Source organism: Algibacter lectus, assembly GCF_900112395.1.
GTDB classification, from domain to species: domain Bacteria; phylum Bacteroidota; class Bacteroidia; order Flavobacteriales; family Flavobacteriaceae; genus Algibacter; species Algibacter lectus.
On sequence record NZ_FOLN01000003.1, the window covers coordinates 40,712 to 61,415 of the forward strand.

A 20,704-nucleotide genomic window follows, 5' to 3' on the forward strand; every position below is an offset into this window, starting at 1 on the left:
ACACGAATATTTTTTATTTACTTTACAAAAACTATTTTACTTACTTTTATTTTGAAATTATTCAACTTGTCTTTAAAATTAAAAGGCTTCCCGATAAAGGAAGCTCAAGCCTTTTTGAAAACGATTAAAAAAAAGCAGGAATTAGATTTTGATGCATATCTTGAAACATCAAAACAAGTTATTGTTAACCATCATTTAAAACATAATCCGTTTTATAGAGACTTAGCAAAACATGCAGATGTGAATGACTGGGACACATTACCAGTTATGACCAAATATGACTTACAGCAACCTTTAGAACAAAGGCTTTCTAATTGTTTTTCAACTAAAAACATTTTTATCAATAAAACTTCAGGCTCCTCGGGCACACCCTTTGTTTTTGCTAAAGATAAATTTTGCCATGCTTTAATTTGGTCTAATTTTATGGATAGATATAGTTGGTTTAATTTAGATTTAAACCGCTCTAAACAGGCAAGGTTTTATGGTATTCCGTTAGATAAAAAGGGCTACTACAAAGAGCGTATTAAAGACGAATTAAGTAATCGATTTCGGTTTTCGGTTTTCGATTTAAGCGATGAGCAACTAGCAAAGAATGTAGAAAAATTCAGAAACACATCTTTCGATTATATTAATGGCTATACAAGTTCTATTGTTCAATTTGCTAAATATTTAGAACAAGAGCATATTGTATTGAAAACTATTTGTCCATCATTAAAAGCTTGCATTGTTACTTCTGAAATGCTTTTTACTACAGACAAAACCCTTTTAGAAAAACAACTTGGCATTCCCGTTATTAACGAATATGGTGCTGCAGAACTTGGTTTAATTGCTTTCCAAAACCAAAAAGACGAATGGATTGTAAATACCGAAGATTTATTTATTGAAATTCTAGACGACAAGAACAATGCTCTACCTTACGGCGAAGAAGGACGCGTTGTTATTACGTCGCTTTACAATAAAGCACATGCCTTTATTCGATACGATTTAGGCGATATTGGTATGCTATCTAATATAAGTACACCGCAAAAACCCATACTTAAAAAATTAATAGGACGAACTAGCGATTTAGTTAAACTCCCTAGCGGAAAAAAAGCTGCGGGACTTACATTTTACTACGTTACAAAAACCATTATGGAAAACTCCGGTAACGTAAAAGAGTTTATTATTGAGCAACTGAAATTAGATACTTTTAAAATTAGTTATGTTAGTAAAACATCTTTAACAGAAAAGCATACTACTGAAATCAAAAAGGCCATTTCGAAATATTTAGAACCAAACCTTGTTGTAAATTTTGAAAGAAAAGAAAAACTAACACGTTCTAAAAGCGGAAAACTAAAGCAATTTAGCTCTTATTTAGCTTAACTATTTGCTTCGATTTCACAAAAAAATGTTCTCTCAAAAATACCAACATACACCAAGTTGATTTTAAAGTAGAAAAGCCTAGCCCTTTTTTATAAACCCAATAATTATGTTTTACTAAGCTCAATTTATTAGCAGAAATAGAATTTTGATGAACACGGTAATAAGCTAAGGGCTCTTGAACACCTCTAGCGTCTTTTCCGGACTTTTTAATTGCAGCCAACCATAAGAGCCAGTCTTGACGTTTTCTTAGATTAGGAGCTGTTATTTCACCTAAAACTTTAGCGTTATACATACCTGTTAAATTTCCAACGTAATTACTTTTTAAAAGTTTGGGATAACTTAAACTCTTTAGCGCTTTCACTTCTGTGTTTAGTAATTTTCCGTCTTGATCAATTAATTGATAACTAGTAAAAGAAACATGACAGTTTTCTTTTTGCATGAAAGCAATTTGAGTTTCAAGTTTTTTAGGGTGCCATAAATCATCGGCATCTAAAAACGCAATGTAATCGCCCTTTGCAAGTTGCCCCCCTTTATTCCGAGATACAGCAGCACCAGAATTCACTTCATTTTTAAGAAGTTTTATATTGGTATGTATTTCTAAAAAGGGTTGAATTATTTTTAAAGTACTATCGCTAGAACAATCATCTATTAAAATAAGTTCCCAGTTTTTATAGGTTTGACTTATAACACTGTTTATAGTTTCTGAAATAAAATCTTCAGAATTAAACATGGGCGTTATAATAGTAACTGAAGCTGTCAAAATTTTTAGCGTTAATAAGCCTTCTCTTCGCCTTTTATTGCATTTACAAAGGTTTGTATCACAATTTTAATATCGAGTAGTAACGACCAGTTTTCAATATAAAAGATATCATATTTTACACGATTTATAATATCCTTATCTTCTTCTATTTCTCCACGCATACCACTTACCTGAGCTAAACCTGTAATCCCTGGCTTTACAAAATGGCGCACCATAAATTTATCAACTTTACGGGCATACAAGTTAGTATGACTTACCATGTGAGGTCTTGGCCCAACAACAGACATATCTCCAAAGAGCACGTTAAAAAACTGAGGCAGCTCATCTATACTCGTTTTTCTAATAAAAGCACCCATTTTTGTTATACGCATATCGCCTTTGGTTGCTTGGTGCAAATGTGCATCTTCATTAGGCGTCATAGACCTAAATTTATAACAATCGAATTCTTTATAATTAAAACCATTTCTAGATTGCTTAAAGAACACAGGCCCTTTTGATTCTAGTTTTATTAAAATAGCTATTATTGGAGTTAACCAAGATAGAACAAATACAATTATACAAGACGCAAATAATATATCAAAAACGCGTTTAACAAATTTACTGACCGGTTCTTGGATAGGAATACTACGGAATGATAAAATTGGAATATAATCGTAATATTCATACTTTAATTTTCTTGAGTAAATATCTTTATTGTCTGGTATAAACTTAAGTTCTCGTAAATTATTATCTGCAAAATCGACTAACCTGTTTATCTGCTTATTAGATAATTCAGCTACTGATGAATATATTTCGTTGATATCATTTTCAATAACATAATTAAAACACTTCTGAAGTGAGAAATCGTCATCCTTAACTGTAAATTGTTTTTGGAATTTGTATCCAAAATCTTGTCTCTTGTTGAAAATATTAATTAACTGTCGTGTTTTTTCATTATCTCCAATTACTATAACATTCCTAATATTCCCTCCTAAAGTTGACCTATACTTATTCAACAAAAAGAAAATAAGAAACTTAAAAAAACTAATTAGTAGAAATACACATATTAGATAATTTCCTAATTCGAGTCTACTAATGTTTGGTTGTTTAAAAACCCCTATAAAAGCATAGAGAATTATAGCAAAAAATAACATTTGCCTAAAAAGCAAAGCAACTATTTGAACTATTCTAGTATGTCTATGTACTTCATAAAAATGACTTGTAAATGCTATAATAATCCAAAAAACACCAACATAGCTTAAGAAGCCGTATGTATGCGTAATGTTAATAGGAAATAAAAACACACAACCAATAATGATACTTAAATCTAATAAGTAGGAAATAGGCGTTATAAAACCCGAATATCTGCTTTGTTTAAACATGCTTAATTAAACTAATTCCTTATATGGTTTTCAAAATTTTTATGCTCGCTTTTTAACAACTCTTCGGCTGATAAAGTTTTAAAATAATTAAAAGTGAGTTTCATCCCTTCTTCTCTATCGATTTTGGGAGACCAATTTAGTAATTTTTTTGCTAATGATATATCAGGCTGCCTTTGTAACGGATCATCAACAGGTAATTCTTTATAAATAACCTTCTGATTGGTTCCTGTTAATTTTATTATTTCTTCAGCAAAATCTTTAATAGAAATTTCGTGAGGGTTTCCAATATTAACGGGTTCGCTATAATCACTTAGTAATAATCGATAAATACCTTCTACCTGATCGTCTACATAACAAAAGGATCTAGTTTGAGAGCCATCACCAAAAACAGTAAGGTCCTCTCCCCTCAACGCTTGCCCCATAAAAGCAGGAATAACTCTACCATCGTTTAAACGCATTCGTGGTCCATAAGTGTTAAATATGCGTACAATTCTAGTTTCGAGTCCATGAAATCTATGGTAAGCCATAGTTATCGATTCTTGAAAACGCTTGGCCTCGTCGTACACTCCTCTCGGACCAATAGTATTTACGTTACCGTAATATTCTTCTGTTTGGGGATGTACTAATGGATCGCCATAAACCTCGGATGTTGAAGCTATTAATATTCTTGCTTTTTTAGCTTTTGCTAACCCGAGTAAATTATGAGTTCCGAGAGAACCTACTTTTAACGTCTGAATCGGGATTTTTAAGTAATCGATTGGACTTGCTGGAGAGGCAAAATGTAATATATAATCTAATCCTCCCTCAATTTTAATAAACTCGGTAACATCGTGCTCTATAAAATCAAAGTTTGGATTTTCTTTTAAGTGAACAAGGTTTTTAGGATCTCCAGTAATATAGTTGTCCATTCCAATAACATGGAAGCCTTCTTTTATAAATCGATCGCAGAGGTGAGATCCTAAAAACCCAGCTGCTCCTGTTATTAAAATTTTTTTCATTGTTTAATTTCCGCTTCATCAATGTTTTTTTCTATATCGGTAAAAAAAAACAGCTTTTTATCCCTAGTATCTTTAACAATATCGGATAAACCAGGTTCAAAGAAGGGTAGTTCATCTAAATCATCAAAATTCCATGCGGCTATTCTAGTTGCATTTATATCAACAATAGTTACTTTTATATTTGGGCATTGCTTGGCAATAACTGCCATATCAGGACCTCCTACGTACCCCGTACCTGTGAAACATATGTTTTTAATATTCATAAAAAAAATTAAATTTTGTGCTTCATGAAAAGCTCTATTTCTAAACTTATTTTTTTTAAAAAAATATTTTCAGAAAAGTTTTTAGCATGATTTCTTATCCAAACTGGATCAAAATTACTTTCAACTTTCTCAAAACAATTTATAGATTCTTGTAATGAATTAACTTCTTGACGATCAAAAAACATCCCTGAAGATTCTTCTATATTGTCTAAATTTTCAACAACGGTTTCTAATGCTCCTCCTTTTTTATAAGCAATCACCGGAATACCGTAAGACATGACTTCTAAAGGTATCATCCCAAAATCTTCTTCTCCTGGGAATAATAATGCCTTAGACCTAGCAAAAACAGCTTCAATCTCATCCCATGGTAATTCCCCCATAAATTCTATATTACTTTTTGCTTTACTTTTATACTTGTCCATTTCAGAACCCCTTCCTATAACAATAAGTTTCTTTCCATTTAAGTTAAAAGCATCAACGAGTAAATCTATTTTTTTGTAAGGTGTTATTGCTCCAAAACTCAAATAAACATCTCTTTCTTTATTAATCATTAATGGTTTTTCAAAAAGGTTATCAGCTATTGGAGGGTATACAATTTTAGCATCCCTATTATAAAAATGCATTACGCGTTTAGCTACGTTTTCAGAATTCGCAACATACAAATCAACACCTTTTATTGTTGTTTTATCCCATTGCTTCAAACGGTTAAAGAAAAATGCTAAAACTGGCCTAAGCATCGGTTTTACGGATTGCAAATATTCTTCGGAGAACCCCCAACAATATCGCATTGGAGAATGAATATAACAAAGGTGAGGAATATTATTTTTATTCGAAATCCCTTTTGCAGGACCTGACTCCGAAGATATAATTAAATCATAATCATCTTTTAATTTTAAAGACTTAATACCTATTGGATATAAAGGAAATATTTTTTGATACCTTTTCCTTAAAAATGGTTTATCGAGTACAGAAGTATATACTTTATGGTTTTTAAGATGATCTCCATAGCCTTCTTTATCATAAAAAAGAGTGTAAACATCTGCACCAGGAAATAGGCTCAAAATAGACTCTACTACTTTTTCACCACCTCTTCTAGTTACAAACCAATAATGTATTACAGCTACCTTCATTATTTAAAATCGTCTGGTGAAATAGAATTCCAATGTTCTAAAGCTCTTTTAAAATCATACTTAAAATCAAAACCATTATCAATTAAATATTGTGGTTTAATGTTAGTAGGAAAACCAGCTTTTCTAACCCTCACAGGATGGATATCTGAGGTTTTTCCTATTAATTTGAATAAAATTTGAACAAAAAATGCAATTACAGCTAATATGGAAACCGGTAATTTTAACGTTGGTTTTTTAATATTCAAATATTCTTTAGCAATAAGCACCATTTTACTCAGGGGTTCTACTGGATTTTCCGCATAATTATACACTATAAACCTATCCGATTTATTAATAGTAAATAACATACTTTCTACTAAACCATAAACGTATCCGTAACCTTTAATTACATTACCCCCATTAGGAAGTATAAATGTTCCTTTTTTAAGGGCTTTAATCATTCTATAAACATTACCAGGGTCTTTGGGTCCAAAGATAACACTTGGTCTTACTATAACCAACCGTCTTGTTGTATCTCCAGACATCCATTCTTTATGGATTTTTTCAGCAAACCCTTTCGATATGCCGTAAGCGGTTTCGGGATATAATGTTGATGCCTCTGTTCTTTGTTCTAAAGACCTTCCATAAGGCGCAATACTACTTGTAAAAAATATGTTTTTAATATTAGTATCTCTAGCAAATTTATTTATGTTTTCCGCACCACTAATATTAGTATCAAAATATTCTTTATACTCATGACCCGGCTCTCGATGTATAGCGGCAAAATTGAAGATCCAAGAATTATTTTGGTCAATATCACCGATTTTTAAATCAATTTCACTCCTTACATCTAGCTTTAGATATTCTAATTGCTTTGAGTTAAGGTAGTCTTCAAACCCTTTAATTTCTCTTAAATCTGCTACTATATATTTGTCGAAAATATTGTCTTCTAGTAATTTTTTTAAAAGATGAGTTCCAATATATCCTGCGCCTCCAAAAATTATTGCTATTTTATTCATCAAGTCTCCTTTTTTCCAAACTATTAATCATCGCCATTGTATACATCATACAAAACATAAAAACACCTCTCTCTCGTTGTAACATAGACTCTGTTAAAAAAGATATTATAATGAGGGTAAATATACTATTAAAAATAATATTTAACTCCTCTCGCCTTTGTTTAATAGGAATAAAGATCGAAAACAAAAGGTACAGCAAAACAATAATTCCAAACAATCCTGAAATTAAATACGTTTGCAAATATTGATTATGTGTATTATATTTTATCTTAACACCTTTATCAAAATGGTATTCCTTGTATTTTTTTACCAAGTCATCTTCTACATCCCCAGCTCCAATACCTAAGATATAATTGTTTTTTATTAAGTCTAAAGAAGATTTCCAAATAATATTCCGTTCGGAATTATATGATGATTCTAAAACATTACTGAAACGATCAAACAATTTGTTATTAAAATAAGTAGCTACAACAAGTAATAAAATTGCTATTCCAACAACCAGCTTTTTTCCTTTTTTAAAACACCATATCAATAAAATTAATAACGCTAACACTGTTGCTATTCTTGACCTAAACAATAAGGGCTGAAGCAACAAAAAAAAGCCTGTAACTATATAAATCCATTTATTCTTTTCATATTTTAAAAACAAAAATATAATACTAGCGACTAAGCAATACAAGGACAAATAGCTGTGATGAAAATCTAATTTTAGAACAACATTATGAAAAAAGTAGTTTACACTATTTTTTGTTATGTATTCTGTCCATTTATTTTTTGGAAAATACAGCTCATAGATAAATTCATAAACGTATCCGTAAAGAATAGAAAACACCACGCCACAAGCAAATACTACAAGAATTTTCTTTAGCGCTTTTTTTAAATCGCCTTCTTCTATTATTGGTAAAAATAGAACTGGAAAGACAATAAAGGATAACGATCTTTCTATAACCTTTAAACCGCTTTTTATATTATCTGTCCATAGTAGAGACAAGCAAAGCGTTAAGAAATATAGACTAATTAGAAAGATCTTAGGTTTTACTGCTTGAAAAATAGTTTTTCGATCGACTAGAATTAAAAATAGGGCTGCTATTAAAAAAAGTATTAAAGCATACCTAAACACAATAGGCCAAGGCGAAGTAATACAAAAAAACAAAAATGGAAAGAATAAAAGGTATTTCTGCTTAACTGTACGAATTATTTCTTTATTAAAATACATACCTATAATTTAAAATTATACCGATTCTTTAACCAATTGCTTATTAAAATTAATAGTGGTTAAGCCTGCTATAAACCAAAAAATAAACATGACAGGAATGTAATTAAATGCACCATCTGCTACAGCCAAAATGCCATACAGCAGAATCGACTTTCTAAGTATTTTAAAATCCCTATTTTTATTACCATAATTCACTAAAATTGGAGAAAACAAATGCACTAAAAATAACACCAAGCCAAATAGACCAAAATAATTAACTATAGAAGCATACACTATTTCGCCTATGCCAATAAAAGGAGCTTCTGTATTATAAAACAAGGTCGTATCAATCGAAGTTATAAGCCCCATTCTACCACCTAAGTTTTTACTAATTAAAAAACTAGAAACATCAAAACCTAAGACATTATTAACTAAAAATATAATGGCTAAAATTAAAAAAGGCATTAGTCCTATTATTTTCAATAGTGTTTTTTTATTAATTAACAAAACCATGTACAGGATAGCTCCTATCCAAACCGTTCTAGAAAGAGTTAATAATAACGAAAACATCGCAACATATCTAATTTTTTTGTTATCAAAAAACTCTGTAAAGGGTAGTAATAAAACTAAACACAGCCCATAAATATTACCATTATTATAGGTTGAAATTAGTTTTCTAAACACCCCTCTATTATTATACTTCCAATCTAAATTAGGGTCTTGGAGGTTAACCGTAATTCCAGGAATAGTAAACCACTCGCCAGTAATATTGCGGTATAAAAACAATGCGATACCATATATAGATATAAATAATATTATTTTATTGATAAAACTTATAAACTCATCCCACTTAGTATCGTATAGGTTTTGAAATGTAGAAGAACAGAATACCAAGAAAAATAAAGGCAACACAATAACACTACTTAAAAAAGAAATTAACTTCCCCAATTGAGCCCCTTCTCCAAGACTAAAAAACAAAAGACTGTAAATAGCAAAAAACAGAGTTCCCAAATAAATAACAATAGCTTTAACACTTTTCTTTTTAGCTTTTAAATAAAAAACCAAAAACAGGGGGGTAAATAAAATCAAGAGAATATACCCCCATGTAATAGGAATATCTCCAATTTTAAATCCGCCTTTAGGAATGGCTATATTAAAAAAGAGCAGCGCATATAATAAACTAAACGCGCTTATTCTCAAATTTAATTTCTTTGTTAAAAACTTCATTTATTTTCTATTTCTTTTTCAAAACTTATAATATTTTCAAAAATCTTATCATGTTTTTCTTGATCTATATTAATAAGGTTTGAATTGATTGAGTAACTTTTTATATCGAAAATTTCCGCTTCTATTAAAGCTGTCGATGTAAAACTATAGGCATGTGTAGCAATATTAAAAGCCTCTATTAAATTATCTACATACTCACAGTTCTCGAGTAAAGTAACTCTTTTCTCATCTTTATGTATAGGGTGTTCTTTAATTAATACTCTATTATATTTTGAGGACAAATAAGCTGTTACACCATTAATTAAATATATTTCTTCTTTTTCGGTACATAATTTAGCTTTAGATAGACATTGTAGTAAAAAAACAACGGTCCCTTCTTCTTTTATATTAGGGATACGTTTATCATATAAGTGGCTTTTAAGAAATTTAAAATCAATATCCACTTCCTCTTCTTTCCAATTATTCTCATTAACAAGAAAATCTTTATATAGCTTATTATACACAATATATTTATCAACTATTTTGGTCCCAAACCCTGTGCCAATAGGATAAAAACCATAACATAACTTGCACGTTTTATTTACTATATTTCTAAGTCCTTGTTTTGGTGGTGGAGAAATATCAAAAATACCATGTTGCAAGGCTACCAGCCTGAATTCTGGAAAGTCTTTTTTTAATCTGGTTATAATATTATAGGCTATAAAACCTTCGGAATTTGATAAATATATTTCGGTGATTTTGTCTTCTTTTTGAGCATTTATCCAAGTTACAAGATTATTATATTGTGTTTCTAATAGTCCTCTTGAAGAAATTCTTTGCTTTATTTTAGATAATGACACCCCTCCTAAAAGGTGTTGAAGACCAACTAGATTATAGGATTTAAAATTATACTTATCAATAATGTAGGCATACCGCTCCTGCATATGCTCTTCTAAAACTATAAAAACCCTCGAGTTATCTTTTTCCATTCTATACTACCTTTATAACTAGTAATTAAAAACCCAATAAAATAGGTGATTAATAAAATTAGCGCAGCACCTTCAATTCCGTACTCCTTTAAAAAAAACAAATTTAAAAATATATTACAGAAAAATAGAATTCCAGTGATACTCATTAAGGTTTTATCTTTATTTGCTACATACAATATTAATCTAGGGATTAAAGACATATTTAAAAAGAAAAATGCGCCTAATAAAATATATAAAAGACTAACATTACTACTAAGGTTTTCTTTTCCAATAATTTTCAACAAAACATCAATAAAAACAATTTCTCCACAGGCCAGTATTAAAGAAAATACAACTGTAAGTAATGCAAATTTAGTAATACATGCTTTTAACGCTATACTTTTGCGTTCATGTAATTGTATTGCTTTTGGTAAATATACAAGATAAAACCCGCTCACTATAAACACATTAATTAATGATGCTATTGAAAAAAGAAACGCATAAATTCCTAACTCATCTGCCCCTAAATATTGCTCTATAGCAAACTTATCGAAAAACTCCAACCCTTTTGTAAACACCATGAGCCCTAAAAAAGGAAGTAAGAATCTAAATATCCTTTTTACTTCAGAAAATGACAAAAGCTTAATATAAATCGATTCTCCTTTAACTATATACTTTTGAAAGAAAATAAAGGAAACGGCTAACAAAAAGAGATAAGAAATAAACATTAGCCATAAGGTTGACTCGATAGCTATTTCTGACTCTAAAAAGAAATAGACTAAAACTAACAGCAATAAAACTAAAGACTTAACAACCAATAAAATATTAGCCTTAGTTATTTCGTTCACCATTATTAAATACCGGTAAATTTCTTGATTAAAATAATCGCAAAAATTAATAACTAAAATAAAGGCTATTAATGTAGGCGTTAGTATTGCGTTTGGTATTAAGAAAAATAAGGCCGCAAATTGAATTAAAAAAGTAAAAGGCAATAGGGTTAAAAAAAAATTAATGTGTGTATTAATTTTTTCTAAACTAGCAACCCCCTTCGCTACTTCTCTGTTCCCATACATATAGTACTCTGCACCATAAATATAAACCGATATCATTACAAAATACGTCACCAACTGATAGATTCCATATTCCGAAAGCGATAAATTTTTAGCCAAGAAAGTAACCAATAAAAACTTAGCTATAATAGATATTAATCTAGTAAGGATACTTTCAATACTTTTATTCACCTGAAAATGTGTTTTTTAACATATAATACTTAAGATCAACCCAAGTATAATCTATCATTTTAAGAAAATTAATTTAAATCCATTAATAGTTCTGCTATTTTCCAATCTAATAGCGTATCAATATCATGAGAAGACTCATCATTCATTAAATATTTTACTACTTTATTAAATTCAGACATTTTATTTTTTAATAAAGACTGAATATTAATAACATATATAGCTCCATTATATTCATATACATTTGGAACATCTTGCCTTCTAGTAAAATTTCCTTTTTTAGATTTTTCAAGATAACCATTCTTATTTTCTTCAAAAAGCACATAATAGGGGTTCGAATTTGTAATAGTAACAGAAACCACCATATCTATTTCTCCCGATTTGGCATATAAATCTAAAGCCTCTTTAATATGAATATGATCGCGAAACGGAGAAGTAGGCTGTAACAAAACAATAGTATCGTACTCTTTTTTATAAAACTCTATAGCATGTAATAATACATCTTGTGTTGTAGCAGTATCCGAGGATAAGACTTTAGGTCGCTTAAAAGGCGTATCGACCCCTTGCTGTTTTACAACTTTAATTATTTCATCATCATCTGTACTAACACATATATCTTCTTTAGCAAAAACTTTTAATGCAGCCTTTAGCGTATAATTAATTAACGGAACGCCTTTAAGTAGTTTAACATTTTTTCTAGGAACACCTTTACTTCCTCCTCTTGCAGGAATAACAACTAATGGCTTCATCCTTAAAACTTTATTTTAAGAATATCTCGTTGCGCTTTTTCAAAATCCTCATGTTTACCAACATCTAACCAATATCCTGCTAATGGGTATGAAACCACTTTATTGCTATTTTGGATAAGTTTCTCCATTAAATCTGTGGCATTAAAAAAAGTGTTTTGAGGCAATAATTTTAACACAGAACGCTTAATTAAATAAATACCTCCATTTGAATAATACGTATATGTTGGTTTCTCTTTAAAACTTTTTACCATACCTTCATGCGTTTCCAAAACAGCATAAGGGATATTAACTTCATAAGGAATTGTTACTACCGCCAAATCCGCATCCTGCTCAATAAAGTCTAAAAAGAAACTTTCATAATCTAAATTTGTTAGTATGTCTGAATTGGTAATTAAAACATAATCATGACCAAAATTTGTTATTTTAGAAACAGCACCTATTGTACCTAAAGGCTCATCTTCCCAAACATAATCAATATTTATATTTTTACAATTTCCATTACCAAAATAGCTTTCAATTTGCTCTCCTAAATATTTCACTGATAGCCAATAATCATCGATACCATATAATGCTAACCTATCCAAGTTGTGTTCCATAATAGGCTTATCTCCAACTTTTAATAAAGGCTTTGGTGTGTTTTCGGTTAAAGGTCTTAACCTTGTTCCTTTTCCTCCTGCCATAATTACGGCATCAATAGGTAAGTATGATCTTAATAATCTAAAATTAATAACATTAACAACTTTATTATCCTTGTCTAAAACAGGAAGTATTTTAAAATTACCTTCTCTATATTCAATAATTTTTTTAATATTATCTTCTCCTTTTTTTATAAATCGTGGATTTTCTTGAATAATATCTGACACTACATTATCAATTGTAATACCTTTTATAAGCCCTCTTCTAACATCTCCATCTGTTAAAGACCCAATGAGTACATTATCATCATTTACGATAAATAATATCGCGTCACTAGCTAATTTATCTAAACTTATTAGTGACTCTCTAATAGTTTTATTACTGCTTAATAAATGTTCTTTATAATTTCTCATTGAATTTAATAAAATTAAAACTTCTATTGATTAATTTTTTATTTAATGTATCAGCCTATAAATCATAAAATGATTTTTTTAAACCTTTTATTTTAATAGTATTTAAAACCTTCATAATTTGCTTAGTTGCGGTACCATCACCATAAATATTTTTTTGGTTTTTTATACTATCCACAAACTCTAAACTTAAGGCTTTTCTTAAAGCCTCATCTATAGATTTTTTACTAGGCTTACAATTAATGACACTTTGTGGCATTAACCGTCCTTTTTGTCGGTCTCCAATGTTTATTGTTGGTTTTTTAAAGATAGGAACTTCATAAATTCCACTTGACGAATTTCCAACAACAACATCCATATACTGTAATGCTGATAAATATCGTAATTGTCCTAATGATATAAACGCGACAGCTTTATGTGGGTTTTGCGCCACATAATCGTCAATCATTTTAATAATTATACGCCCGTCTTTATCAGAATTTGGTTTTGTAAATATCAAAGAGGCATCTTCTATACTATCCAAGGCTTCTAAAAGAGCACTAAATTGTTTTTTGGCTGTAGCATCTTCCAGGGTTACAGGGTGAAATGTTATTAAAACAGATGTATTATTAAGCTTAAAGTTAATCGATTCTTCAAAAGCTACTTTATCGAGTAGTTTTAAATTCTTTATACTATCTACCCCAATAGCACCAACATTAAAAACTCTATTAGGAGCTTCTCCAAGCTGTATAACTCTTTTTCTATACACTTCGGCCGATGTAAAATGAAGGTAGCTCATTTTTGTAATAGCGTGTCTAATCCCTTCATCATAGGCCCCTTCCGTGGTTTCTCCTCCATGTAAATGGGCAATAGGGATTCCTTTTATCATAGCAGCTGTAGTTGCTGCAAGTATTTCGGACCGATCGCCTAGTACGACTACAAGATGGGGTTCTAAATCCTCAAAAGCATCAGCAAAACCAATCATAGCTGTTCCAATAGCTCTGGTAATAGCCGCTGCTGAATCTCCTGATAAACGATCTTCAACTTTTTTATCTACTGTAAAACCATCTTGTTCTATTTGTTTATAAGTATATCCAAAAGCTTCAGATAAGTGCATACCAGTAACCACTAACTGTAAATTAAAGCTAGCGTCGTTTGCAATAGCTTGAATTAAGGGCTTTAACAAACCATATTCGGCTCTTGTCCCTGTTATCACACTTATATTCCTCATATTAAATCGTCTTCCTGGTAATCTTTAGCTGCTATTTTCCCTATGTATTCATCCCAAAGCATTGGTGAAATACCGGTTCCAGGACGTTTTATGGTTATATTGTCTTCGGTAAAAATATCTCCTTTTTTTATATTTTTATTGGCCACTAAACTTTTTCTAGCAATAGGTTTGTTCTTTATTTCGCTCTGGCTAGGTACTTTAATACCATTTCCTAGGGCCACTTCAAGGTTTCTAATAGCATCTACCATGGCTTTTAACTCAGCAGGGTTTAAGGACGCTTTATGATCTGGTCCTTCCATAGCATTATCTAATGTAAAATGCTTTTCTATTACTTTTGCCCCTAAGGCTACTGCTGCTATTGGAATTTCTATTCCTAAAGTATGGTCGGAATACCCAATTGCCACATTAAACTTCTCTTTAATGTTTAACATTGCAGTTAAATTAACATCCTGCATGGGAGTTGGGTACTCGGTATTACAATGTAAAATGGTAATATTATCTAGGGTAGTTCCTGATTTTAAAACAACTTCCAGGGCAGCCTCAATTTCTTGCATGTCTGCCATTCCTGTAGAAATTATAACTGGCTTTTTTAACCCTCCTATAGTTCTTAAATAGGGTAAATTAGTAATTTCTCCAGATGGAACTTTAAATAAGTCTATATTTAAATCGTTTAAAAACTGAATACTATCTAAGTCGAATCCTGTAGATAAAAACTTTATATTTTTCGATTTACAGTACTCTATTAAGTCATAATGCGCATCTTTGCTAAGTTCTAATTTTTGAAGCATAGCGAGTTGCGATTCTACAGCATTTCCTGTGTTTTCTTTTTGGTAAGTTGCTTTTTGAGCATTTTTACTTACTAATTTTTTAGAATTAAACGTTTGAAACTTTACATAATCTACACCGGCATTCGCTGCTGCATCAATTAGTTTTTTTGCTAAATTAATATCGCCATTATGGTTTACACCAGCCTCTGCTATAATTAAGGTCTCTCTTTTCACCATATTATTTATTTAGTAAATTATTTTTTGCAGGAATTCCTATCATGCAGCTATCATTTTCTACATTTTTTGTGATTACAGCTCCAGCTCCAATTTTATTAATAGATCCTATTTTTAAATACTGAAGTACTGTAGCATGAGTTCCTATTAAATTCTCATCCTCTATAACAACCCCACCTGAAATCACAGCACAAGGATTAATTACATTATAAGAGCCCACCACACAATCGTGACCTATATGTACACCTCTATTTATATAATTAAAAGATCCTAATTTTATATCTACAGTTAAAACACAACCAATACTAATAATATTACCTTCCCCTATAAGCACACTATTATCAAGCTTAACTAAAGGGTGTACCAAATTAGGGAATTCAAAGTTTTTATTTTCTTTATATAATTCTACAATTTTTTTTAACCTTTCCGTATCTGCTAAACCAAAAACAATAGCGACTTCTTGACTCTTATTATTTAAAAACTCAGACTCATTGATAATATCATATCGATGCTCTCCTATTTGTAAAAAATCTTTTATTGCAATATCTACAAACCCTTTAAAATCGTAAACAGGAACTACCTCATTAATTTCTTTTATTAATAAAAAAATTTCTTTTGCTCCCCCTCCAGCACCTATTATATATAAAGGTTTCATATTATTACACTGCTAGGAATATTAACAATTCTATCTTCAAACCATTCAGCATTATCTAGATTACCAGTTTGTGCATTTTTAAACATGGTAAGCGTGTTCATTAATTTCCAAATAGGCCTAGTCATTACTCCAGCTTCATTAGTTTCTTTAAGAAAGTAATTCCTTGCCTCTAAATTTTCTAACATTACAGCGTTTAACCAATAATTAGAATTAGAATCTTTTGGGCCTCTTAAGTACTCTATTGATTTGTCCTTAAAAAAGGTATCATATTTATTTGATAACACTTTTTTCCTTTCTAAAATATACGGTAGTTTTTCTAATTGAGCACAACCCAAAGCTGCATTAATATTTGGTAAACGATAATTAAAACCGATCATATCGTGCTCATAATCCCAAGGGTGAGGTATTTTTGCTGTCGTTGTGATGTGTTTTGCTTTTTTCGCTATAGCATCATCATTAGTAATTAGCATACCACCACCACCAGTAGTTATTGTTTTATTTCCATTAAAACTAAAAGCGCCAACCAAACCATAAGTTCCTGTATGTTGACCTTTGTAAGAACTCCCTAAAGATTCTGCTGCGTCTTCTACTACTTTAATGTTATATCTATTGCATACAGACACAAGCTCCTCTATATTGGCAGAGAAACCAAACGTATGCATTGGCACAACAGCTTTTATCTTTCTTTTTGTTGATTTATTAATACATTCGCCATTAATAACTTCTGTATTATTAACTAAAAAATATTCTAATTTTTCTGGCGATAAACCTAACGTTTCTTTGTCTACATCTACAAATATTGGATATGCCCCAATGTAACTTATTGCATTACATGTTGCTATAAAAGTTAAAGGCTGTGTAATTACTTCATCTTCTTTTGATACACCAGCCATTAAAAGACCTATATGAAGAGCAGAGGTACCATTAGACGTTGCTATAGCATGTTTGGCGCCTGTAAACTTAGCAACATCTGCTTCAAATTGATCTACAAATTTACCCACACTTGAAACAAATGTAGAATCTATACATTCATTCAAATATTTTTTCTCATTACCAAGAAATATTGGAGCATGAAGCGGAATAAACGCTTCTGTATTAAACGTTTTTTTTGTAAATGATATAAATTCTTGATACATAATTTTACATTTTACTGTCTAAATACTTCCCGGTTTCTTTATGTCCAAAATCGGGAATCATTGTAAAAAACAGATCCACAATTTCATCTTTAGTCCATTCTTTATTTTCTTTAAAACCTTGGATACGTTTAGTGAAAAAATCTAATTTTTCGCTATCAAAGTTTAACTCGTTTTTTATAACCCCGAGGCTTTCGAAACGAACCATATCTAAAACTTCTTTACTAGTAAAAAACTCCTCATAATCTTTTTCCCCTGTGGTGTCACTAGCAGAAAACAAGCAAGGCCATTTTCCTTGTTGAGGTAAAGTCTCTGTTAGTCTTCTTGCTTCATCTTCATCTTTACACAAATACGCTTCGTATCCTAACTCTTTAAGGTATTTAATGGCAATATCTGCAAAAGAGATTAAATCTAATTTTTCACTTAATTTAGGGAAAAAGATATCTCTATTTTCACCAAATATACATGACATTAAACATAACTCACCAGATTCTTTAGGTATTACAAAGTATCTCTTAATATCGTTTGGAGCAACAATGGGTTGTTTTTTCTTTATTCTTTGATCAAAACCGTGTAATAATGACCCATCGGAGAATGCTACATTAGCAAAACGCGCCGTAGATATTTTTATATCTTTACTTTTTCGCATCAAAAACATTTCCATAATACGTTTTGAGGCTCCCATCATATTAACAGGGTTAGCGGCTTTATCTGTAGAAACACAAAAATATTTCTTCACGCCTTTATCGATAGATTGTTGTAATGTTTTTTCAGTATTAAAAACATTTACATTAATCATTCTCATTAAAGTATATGGATCTTTCTCGCTTCTAACATGTTTTAACGCAGATAGATTTAAAACATAGTCATACTTACCATCTGATTCAATAAATGCATCATACTCAATAGAACCAATATCTAAAGCAAAAGTTTGAAAATCGCCATCGATATAACCGTAAGAACTTCGTAAATCCCTAACAACTTCAACAAGATTATTTTCACTAATATCAACAACATGCAATTTTAAAGGGCTTCTTTTAAAAATTTCTTTAACAACTGCCTGGCCAATAGAACCAGCTCCACCAATTACTAAAAAAGAAGAAGAAGAAACAATCTCCTTTAACTCTTTTTCATAATTATCTATATCTTGGGTAAAAAGTTCCTTTTCTCTACCAATTAACTCTAATTTATTCATACAATAATTTGTTATAACCGAAGATGATAAATTTTTATTTAAGCAAAACACTATATCTTGGCCGCTTTGCAAAAGTAATGTAATTCTTAGCTTTAACCAATTTTGTTTTCTTTAACAAACCATTATCACTAAGTATTCGTTTTGCAAATTCATACCAAGTCATAGCTTCGTTATCACAAAAATGTAATATATTAAAATTCTTACTATTTGTTTTTATTAAACTTATTATATTACGGGATAAATTTTCTGTATTAGTAGGGCAGCCTACTTGCATATCAGTAACAGAAATTTCTTTTTCTGCTTTGGATTTCTCTAAAATAGATTTATAAAAATTTTGCCCATATTTCATACTATACAGCCATGAGGTTCGTATAATAAAATAGCGCTCCATTGTATCTTGAATATACTTTTCTCCTTGTAATTTTGATTTCCCATATTCATTGATTGGATTAGGCACATCGTTTACAGTATATCCCCCTTCTTTTTCTCCATCAAAAACATAATCCGTTGAAATATGAATTAAAATAGCCCCAAATTCTTTACATACTTTAGCCAGGTTCTTAACACCCTCTCCATTTACATAAAATGCTATTTTTGGTGTTTTTTCGGCTTGTTCTACATTAGTGTATGCGGCACAATTTATGCAATAATCAAACGTTTCTTTTTCAAAAAAAGATTGTATTGATTTAAGGTTTGTAATATCTAATTTAGATTTACTAACAAATGTAAAATCTATTCCTTCATTATTGTTTTGATATAACTCTTCTATAGTTTTACCTAATTGGCCATTCGCTCCTGTGACTAATATTTTCATATTTATTTGAACAAATCATTAAAGGTTGGTAAAATTAAATCTTTGTCAGAAACAATAAATTCATTCTCAGGAAGTTTCCAATCAATATTTAAAACCCTGTCGTTATAAATAATCCCAGATTCGGATTCTTTATTATAAAAATTATCACATTTATATGAAAAAAGCACGGTATTACTTAAAACAATAAATCCGTGAGCAAAACCTCTTGGAATAAATAACTGTTTTTTATTCTCTTCAGATAATTCAGTAGAAAAATGTTTTCCAAAAGAGTTAGAATCCTCTCTTAAATCAACCACAACATCTAAAATACGACCTGTAATCACTCTTACAAGTTTAGATTGAGCATATTCTCCTTTTTGAAAATGAAGACCTCTTAAAACGCCTCTTTTAGAAAACGATTCGTTGTCTTGAACAAAATCAATCTTTTGTCCCGTAAGTTCATAAAATACTCTTTTATTATAACTTTCTATAAAACACCCCCTTTTATCTAAAAACACTTCAGGTTCCAATATAAAACAATCTTTTAATTCGGTTTCTTTTACAGTCATTATTCTCTTTTCAATAAACCTAATAGGTTTTTACCATAACCACTTTTCATTAATGGCTCAGCTAAAACCTTTAATTCTTCTTCATTAATAAAACCCATTTCAAAAGCTGCGCCCTCAATAGCCCCTATTTTTAAACCTTGACGTTCTTCTATAACCTCAACAAACTGAGCTGCCTGCATAAGTGATTGAAAAGTACCTGTATCTAACCAAGCCGTACCCCTATCTAAAATACTTACGTGAAGATTTCCTTGATTTAAATAAACCTTATTAATATCTGTAATCTCTAATTCTCCTCTTTTACTGGGACTTAATTTTTTAGCAATTTCAACAACCGAATTATCGTAAAAATAAATACCTGGAACAGCAAAATTAGATTTTGGAGATTGTGGTTTTTCTTCAATAGAGATAGCTTGACCATCTTTATCAAATTCTACAACACCATATCGCTCAGGGTCTTGAACTCTGTAAGCATAAATAATACCACCATTGGGTTCATTATTTGCCTGTAACAATTTTGCCAAACCTGTTCCGTAAAATATATTGTCGCCTAGAATTAAAGCGACTTTATCTTTACCGATAAAATCGGAACCAATAATAAAGGCTTCCGCTAACCCGTTAGGTTTCTCTTGTTCTGCATATTCAAAATGACAACCATATTTAGCTCCGTCTCCTAATAAATCTTGAAATAATGGTAAATCCTTAGGTGTAGAAATAATTAATATCTCCTTAATACCAGCATAAATAAGTGTAGATAAAGGATAATATATCATTGGCTTATCATAAACAGGCATCAACTGCTTGCTTATTGATAATGTTAATGGATGAAGCCTTGTCCCCGATCCTCCTGCCAATATAATTCCTTTCATTTTATAAT

21 protein-coding genes are annotated in these 20,704 nt (G+C 30.5%); 1 reads left to right on the top strand and 20 read right to left on the bottom strand.

Annotated elements, in window-relative coordinates; translation table 11 throughout:
• Positions 1 to 48 precede the first annotated feature (48 nt).
• Positions 49 to 1,362 (top strand): phenylacetate--CoA ligase family protein, encoded by a 1,314-nt coding sequence (locus BM246_RS05990; RefSeq protein WP_394363847.1) that lies wholly within the window; start codon positions 49 to 51, stop codon positions 1,360 to 1,362.
• Here BM246_RS05990 and BM246_RS05995 read toward each other — a convergent pair.
• The 20 genes from BM246_RS05995 to rfbA form a co-directional block, all read right to left on the bottom strand.
• On the bottom strand, positions 1,343 to 2,122 hold the full coding sequence (locus tag BM246_RS05995) for a glycosyltransferase family 2 protein (protein WP_139221857.1): 780 nt from the start codon (positions 2,120 to 2,122) through the stop codon (positions 1,343 to 1,345). The genes BM246_RS05990 and BM246_RS05995 overlap by 20 nt on opposite strands.
• Positions 2,123 to 2,133: 11 nt before the next feature.
• Positions 2,134 to 3,483 carry an undecaprenyl-phosphate glucose phosphotransferase gene (locus tag BM246_RS06000; RefSeq protein ID WP_074936497.1) on the bottom strand — a complete coding sequence of 450 codons (1,350 nt, stop codon included), beginning with the start codon at positions 3,481 to 3,483 and terminating at the stop codon, positions 2,134 to 2,136.
• Positions 3,484 to 3,494: 11 nt separating this feature from the next.
• Positions 3,495 to 4,481, bottom strand: coding sequence for a UDP-glucuronic acid decarboxylase family protein (locus tag BM246_RS06005; protein WP_074936499.1), 987 nt, complete (start codon positions 4,479 to 4,481; stop codon positions 3,495 to 3,497).
• Complete coding sequence (locus BM246_RS06010; protein WP_074936501.1) at positions 4,478 to 4,744, bottom strand: hypothetical protein; 267 nt, start codon at positions 4,742 to 4,744, stop codon at positions 4,478 to 4,480. Before BM246_RS06010 ends, BM246_RS06005 begins: the two co-directional genes overlap by 4 nt.
• Positions 4,745 to 4,752: 8 nt before the next feature.
• Positions 4,753 to 5,874 carry a glycosyltransferase gene (locus BM246_RS06015; protein ID WP_074936503.1) on the bottom strand — a complete coding sequence of 374 codons (1,122 nt, stop codon included), beginning with the start codon at positions 5,872 to 5,874 and terminating at the stop codon, positions 4,753 to 4,755.
• The gene (locus BM246_RS06020) at positions 5,874 to 6,872 is read right to left on the bottom strand and encodes an NAD-dependent epimerase/dehydratase family protein (RefSeq protein WP_074936505.1); all 999 of its coding nucleotides are present in this window, start codon (positions 6,870 to 6,872) and stop codon (positions 5,874 to 5,876) included. Before BM246_RS06020 ends, BM246_RS06015 begins: the two co-directional genes overlap by 1 nt.
• Positions 6,865 to 8,088 (bottom strand): O-antigen ligase family protein, encoded by a 1,224-nt coding sequence (locus tag BM246_RS06025; protein WP_074936507.1) that lies wholly within the window; start codon positions 8,086 to 8,088, stop codon positions 6,865 to 6,867. Before BM246_RS06025 ends, BM246_RS06020 begins: the two co-directional genes overlap by 8 nt.
• Positions 8,089 to 8,103: 15 nt before the next feature.
• Complete coding sequence (locus BM246_RS06030) at positions 8,104 to 9,294, bottom strand: hypothetical protein (protein WP_074936509.1); 1,191 nt, start codon at positions 9,292 to 9,294, stop codon at positions 8,104 to 8,106.
• Positions 9,291 to 10,262 carry a polysialyltransferase family glycosyltransferase gene (locus BM246_RS06035; RefSeq protein WP_074936511.1) on the bottom strand — a complete coding sequence of 324 codons (972 nt, stop codon included), beginning with the start codon at positions 10,260 to 10,262 and terminating at the stop codon, positions 9,291 to 9,293. Before BM246_RS06035 ends, BM246_RS06030 begins: the two co-directional genes overlap by 4 nt.
• Positions 10,232 to 11,482: an MATE family efflux transporter gene (locus BM246_RS06040; RefSeq protein ID WP_139221858.1), complete on the bottom strand. Its 1,251-nt coding sequence runs from the start codon at positions 11,480 to 11,482 to the stop codon at positions 10,232 to 10,234. Before BM246_RS06040 ends, BM246_RS06035 begins: the two co-directional genes overlap by 31 nt.
• A gap of 68 nt (positions 11,483 to 11,550) precedes the next feature.
• The gene (locus BM246_RS06045) at positions 11,551 to 12,228 is read right to left on the bottom strand and encodes an acylneuraminate cytidylyltransferase family protein (protein ID WP_074936515.1); all 678 of its coding nucleotides are present in this window, start codon (positions 12,226 to 12,228) and stop codon (positions 11,551 to 11,553) included.
• Between the two features lie 2 nt (positions 12,229 to 12,230).
• Entirely contained in the window at positions 12,231 to 13,277 is a 1,047-nt protein-coding gene (locus BM246_RS06050) for a nucleotidyltransferase family protein (RefSeq protein ID WP_074936517.1), read from the bottom strand.
• Between the two features lie 55 nt (positions 13,278 to 13,332).
• On the bottom strand, positions 13,333 to 14,484 hold the full coding sequence (gene neuC, locus BM246_RS06055) for a UDP-N-acetylglucosamine 2-epimerase (RefSeq protein ID WP_074936519.1): 1,152 nt from the start codon (positions 14,482 to 14,484) through the stop codon (positions 13,333 to 13,335).
• Complete coding sequence (gene neuB, locus BM246_RS06060; protein ID WP_074936521.1) at positions 14,481 to 15,488, bottom strand: N-acetylneuraminate synthase; 1,008 nt, start codon at positions 15,486 to 15,488, stop codon at positions 14,481 to 14,483. Before neuB ends, neuC begins: the two co-directional genes overlap by 4 nt.
• Position 15,489: 1 nt before the next feature.
• Complete coding sequence (locus BM246_RS06065; protein WP_074936523.1) at positions 15,490 to 16,140, bottom strand: acetyltransferase; 651 nt, start codon at positions 16,138 to 16,140, stop codon at positions 15,490 to 15,492.
• A complete protein-coding gene (locus tag BM246_RS06070) occupies positions 16,137 to 17,276 on the bottom strand; it encodes a LegC family aminotransferase (protein ID WP_074936525.1) in 1,140 nt (379 codons plus the stop codon). Before BM246_RS06070 ends, BM246_RS06065 begins: the two co-directional genes overlap by 4 nt.
• Before the next feature lie 4 nt (positions 17,277 to 17,280).
• Positions 17,281 to 18,468, bottom strand: coding sequence for a UDP-N-acetylglucosamine 4,6-dehydratase (locus BM246_RS06075; RefSeq protein WP_074937121.1), 1,188 nt, complete (start codon positions 18,466 to 18,468; stop codon positions 17,281 to 17,283).
• 34 nt (positions 18,469 to 18,502) lie between these two features.
• On the bottom strand, positions 18,503 to 19,282 hold the full coding sequence (gene rfbD / locus BM246_RS06080; protein WP_074936527.1) for a dTDP-4-dehydrorhamnose reductase: 780 nt from the start codon (positions 19,280 to 19,282) through the stop codon (positions 18,503 to 18,505).
• Between the two features lie 2 nt (positions 19,283 to 19,284).
• Positions 19,285 to 19,830: a dTDP-4-dehydrorhamnose 3,5-epimerase gene (gene rfbC, locus BM246_RS06085; protein ID WP_074936529.1), complete on the bottom strand. Its 546-nt coding sequence runs from the start codon at positions 19,828 to 19,830 to the stop codon at positions 19,285 to 19,287.
• Complete coding sequence (rfbA, locus tag BM246_RS06090; protein ID WP_074936531.1) at positions 19,830 to 20,696, bottom strand: glucose-1-phosphate thymidylyltransferase RfbA; 867 nt, start codon at positions 20,694 to 20,696, stop codon at positions 19,830 to 19,832. Before rfbA ends, rfbC begins: the two co-directional genes overlap by 1 nt.
• Between the last annotated feature and the right edge of the window lie 8 nt (positions 20,697 to 20,704).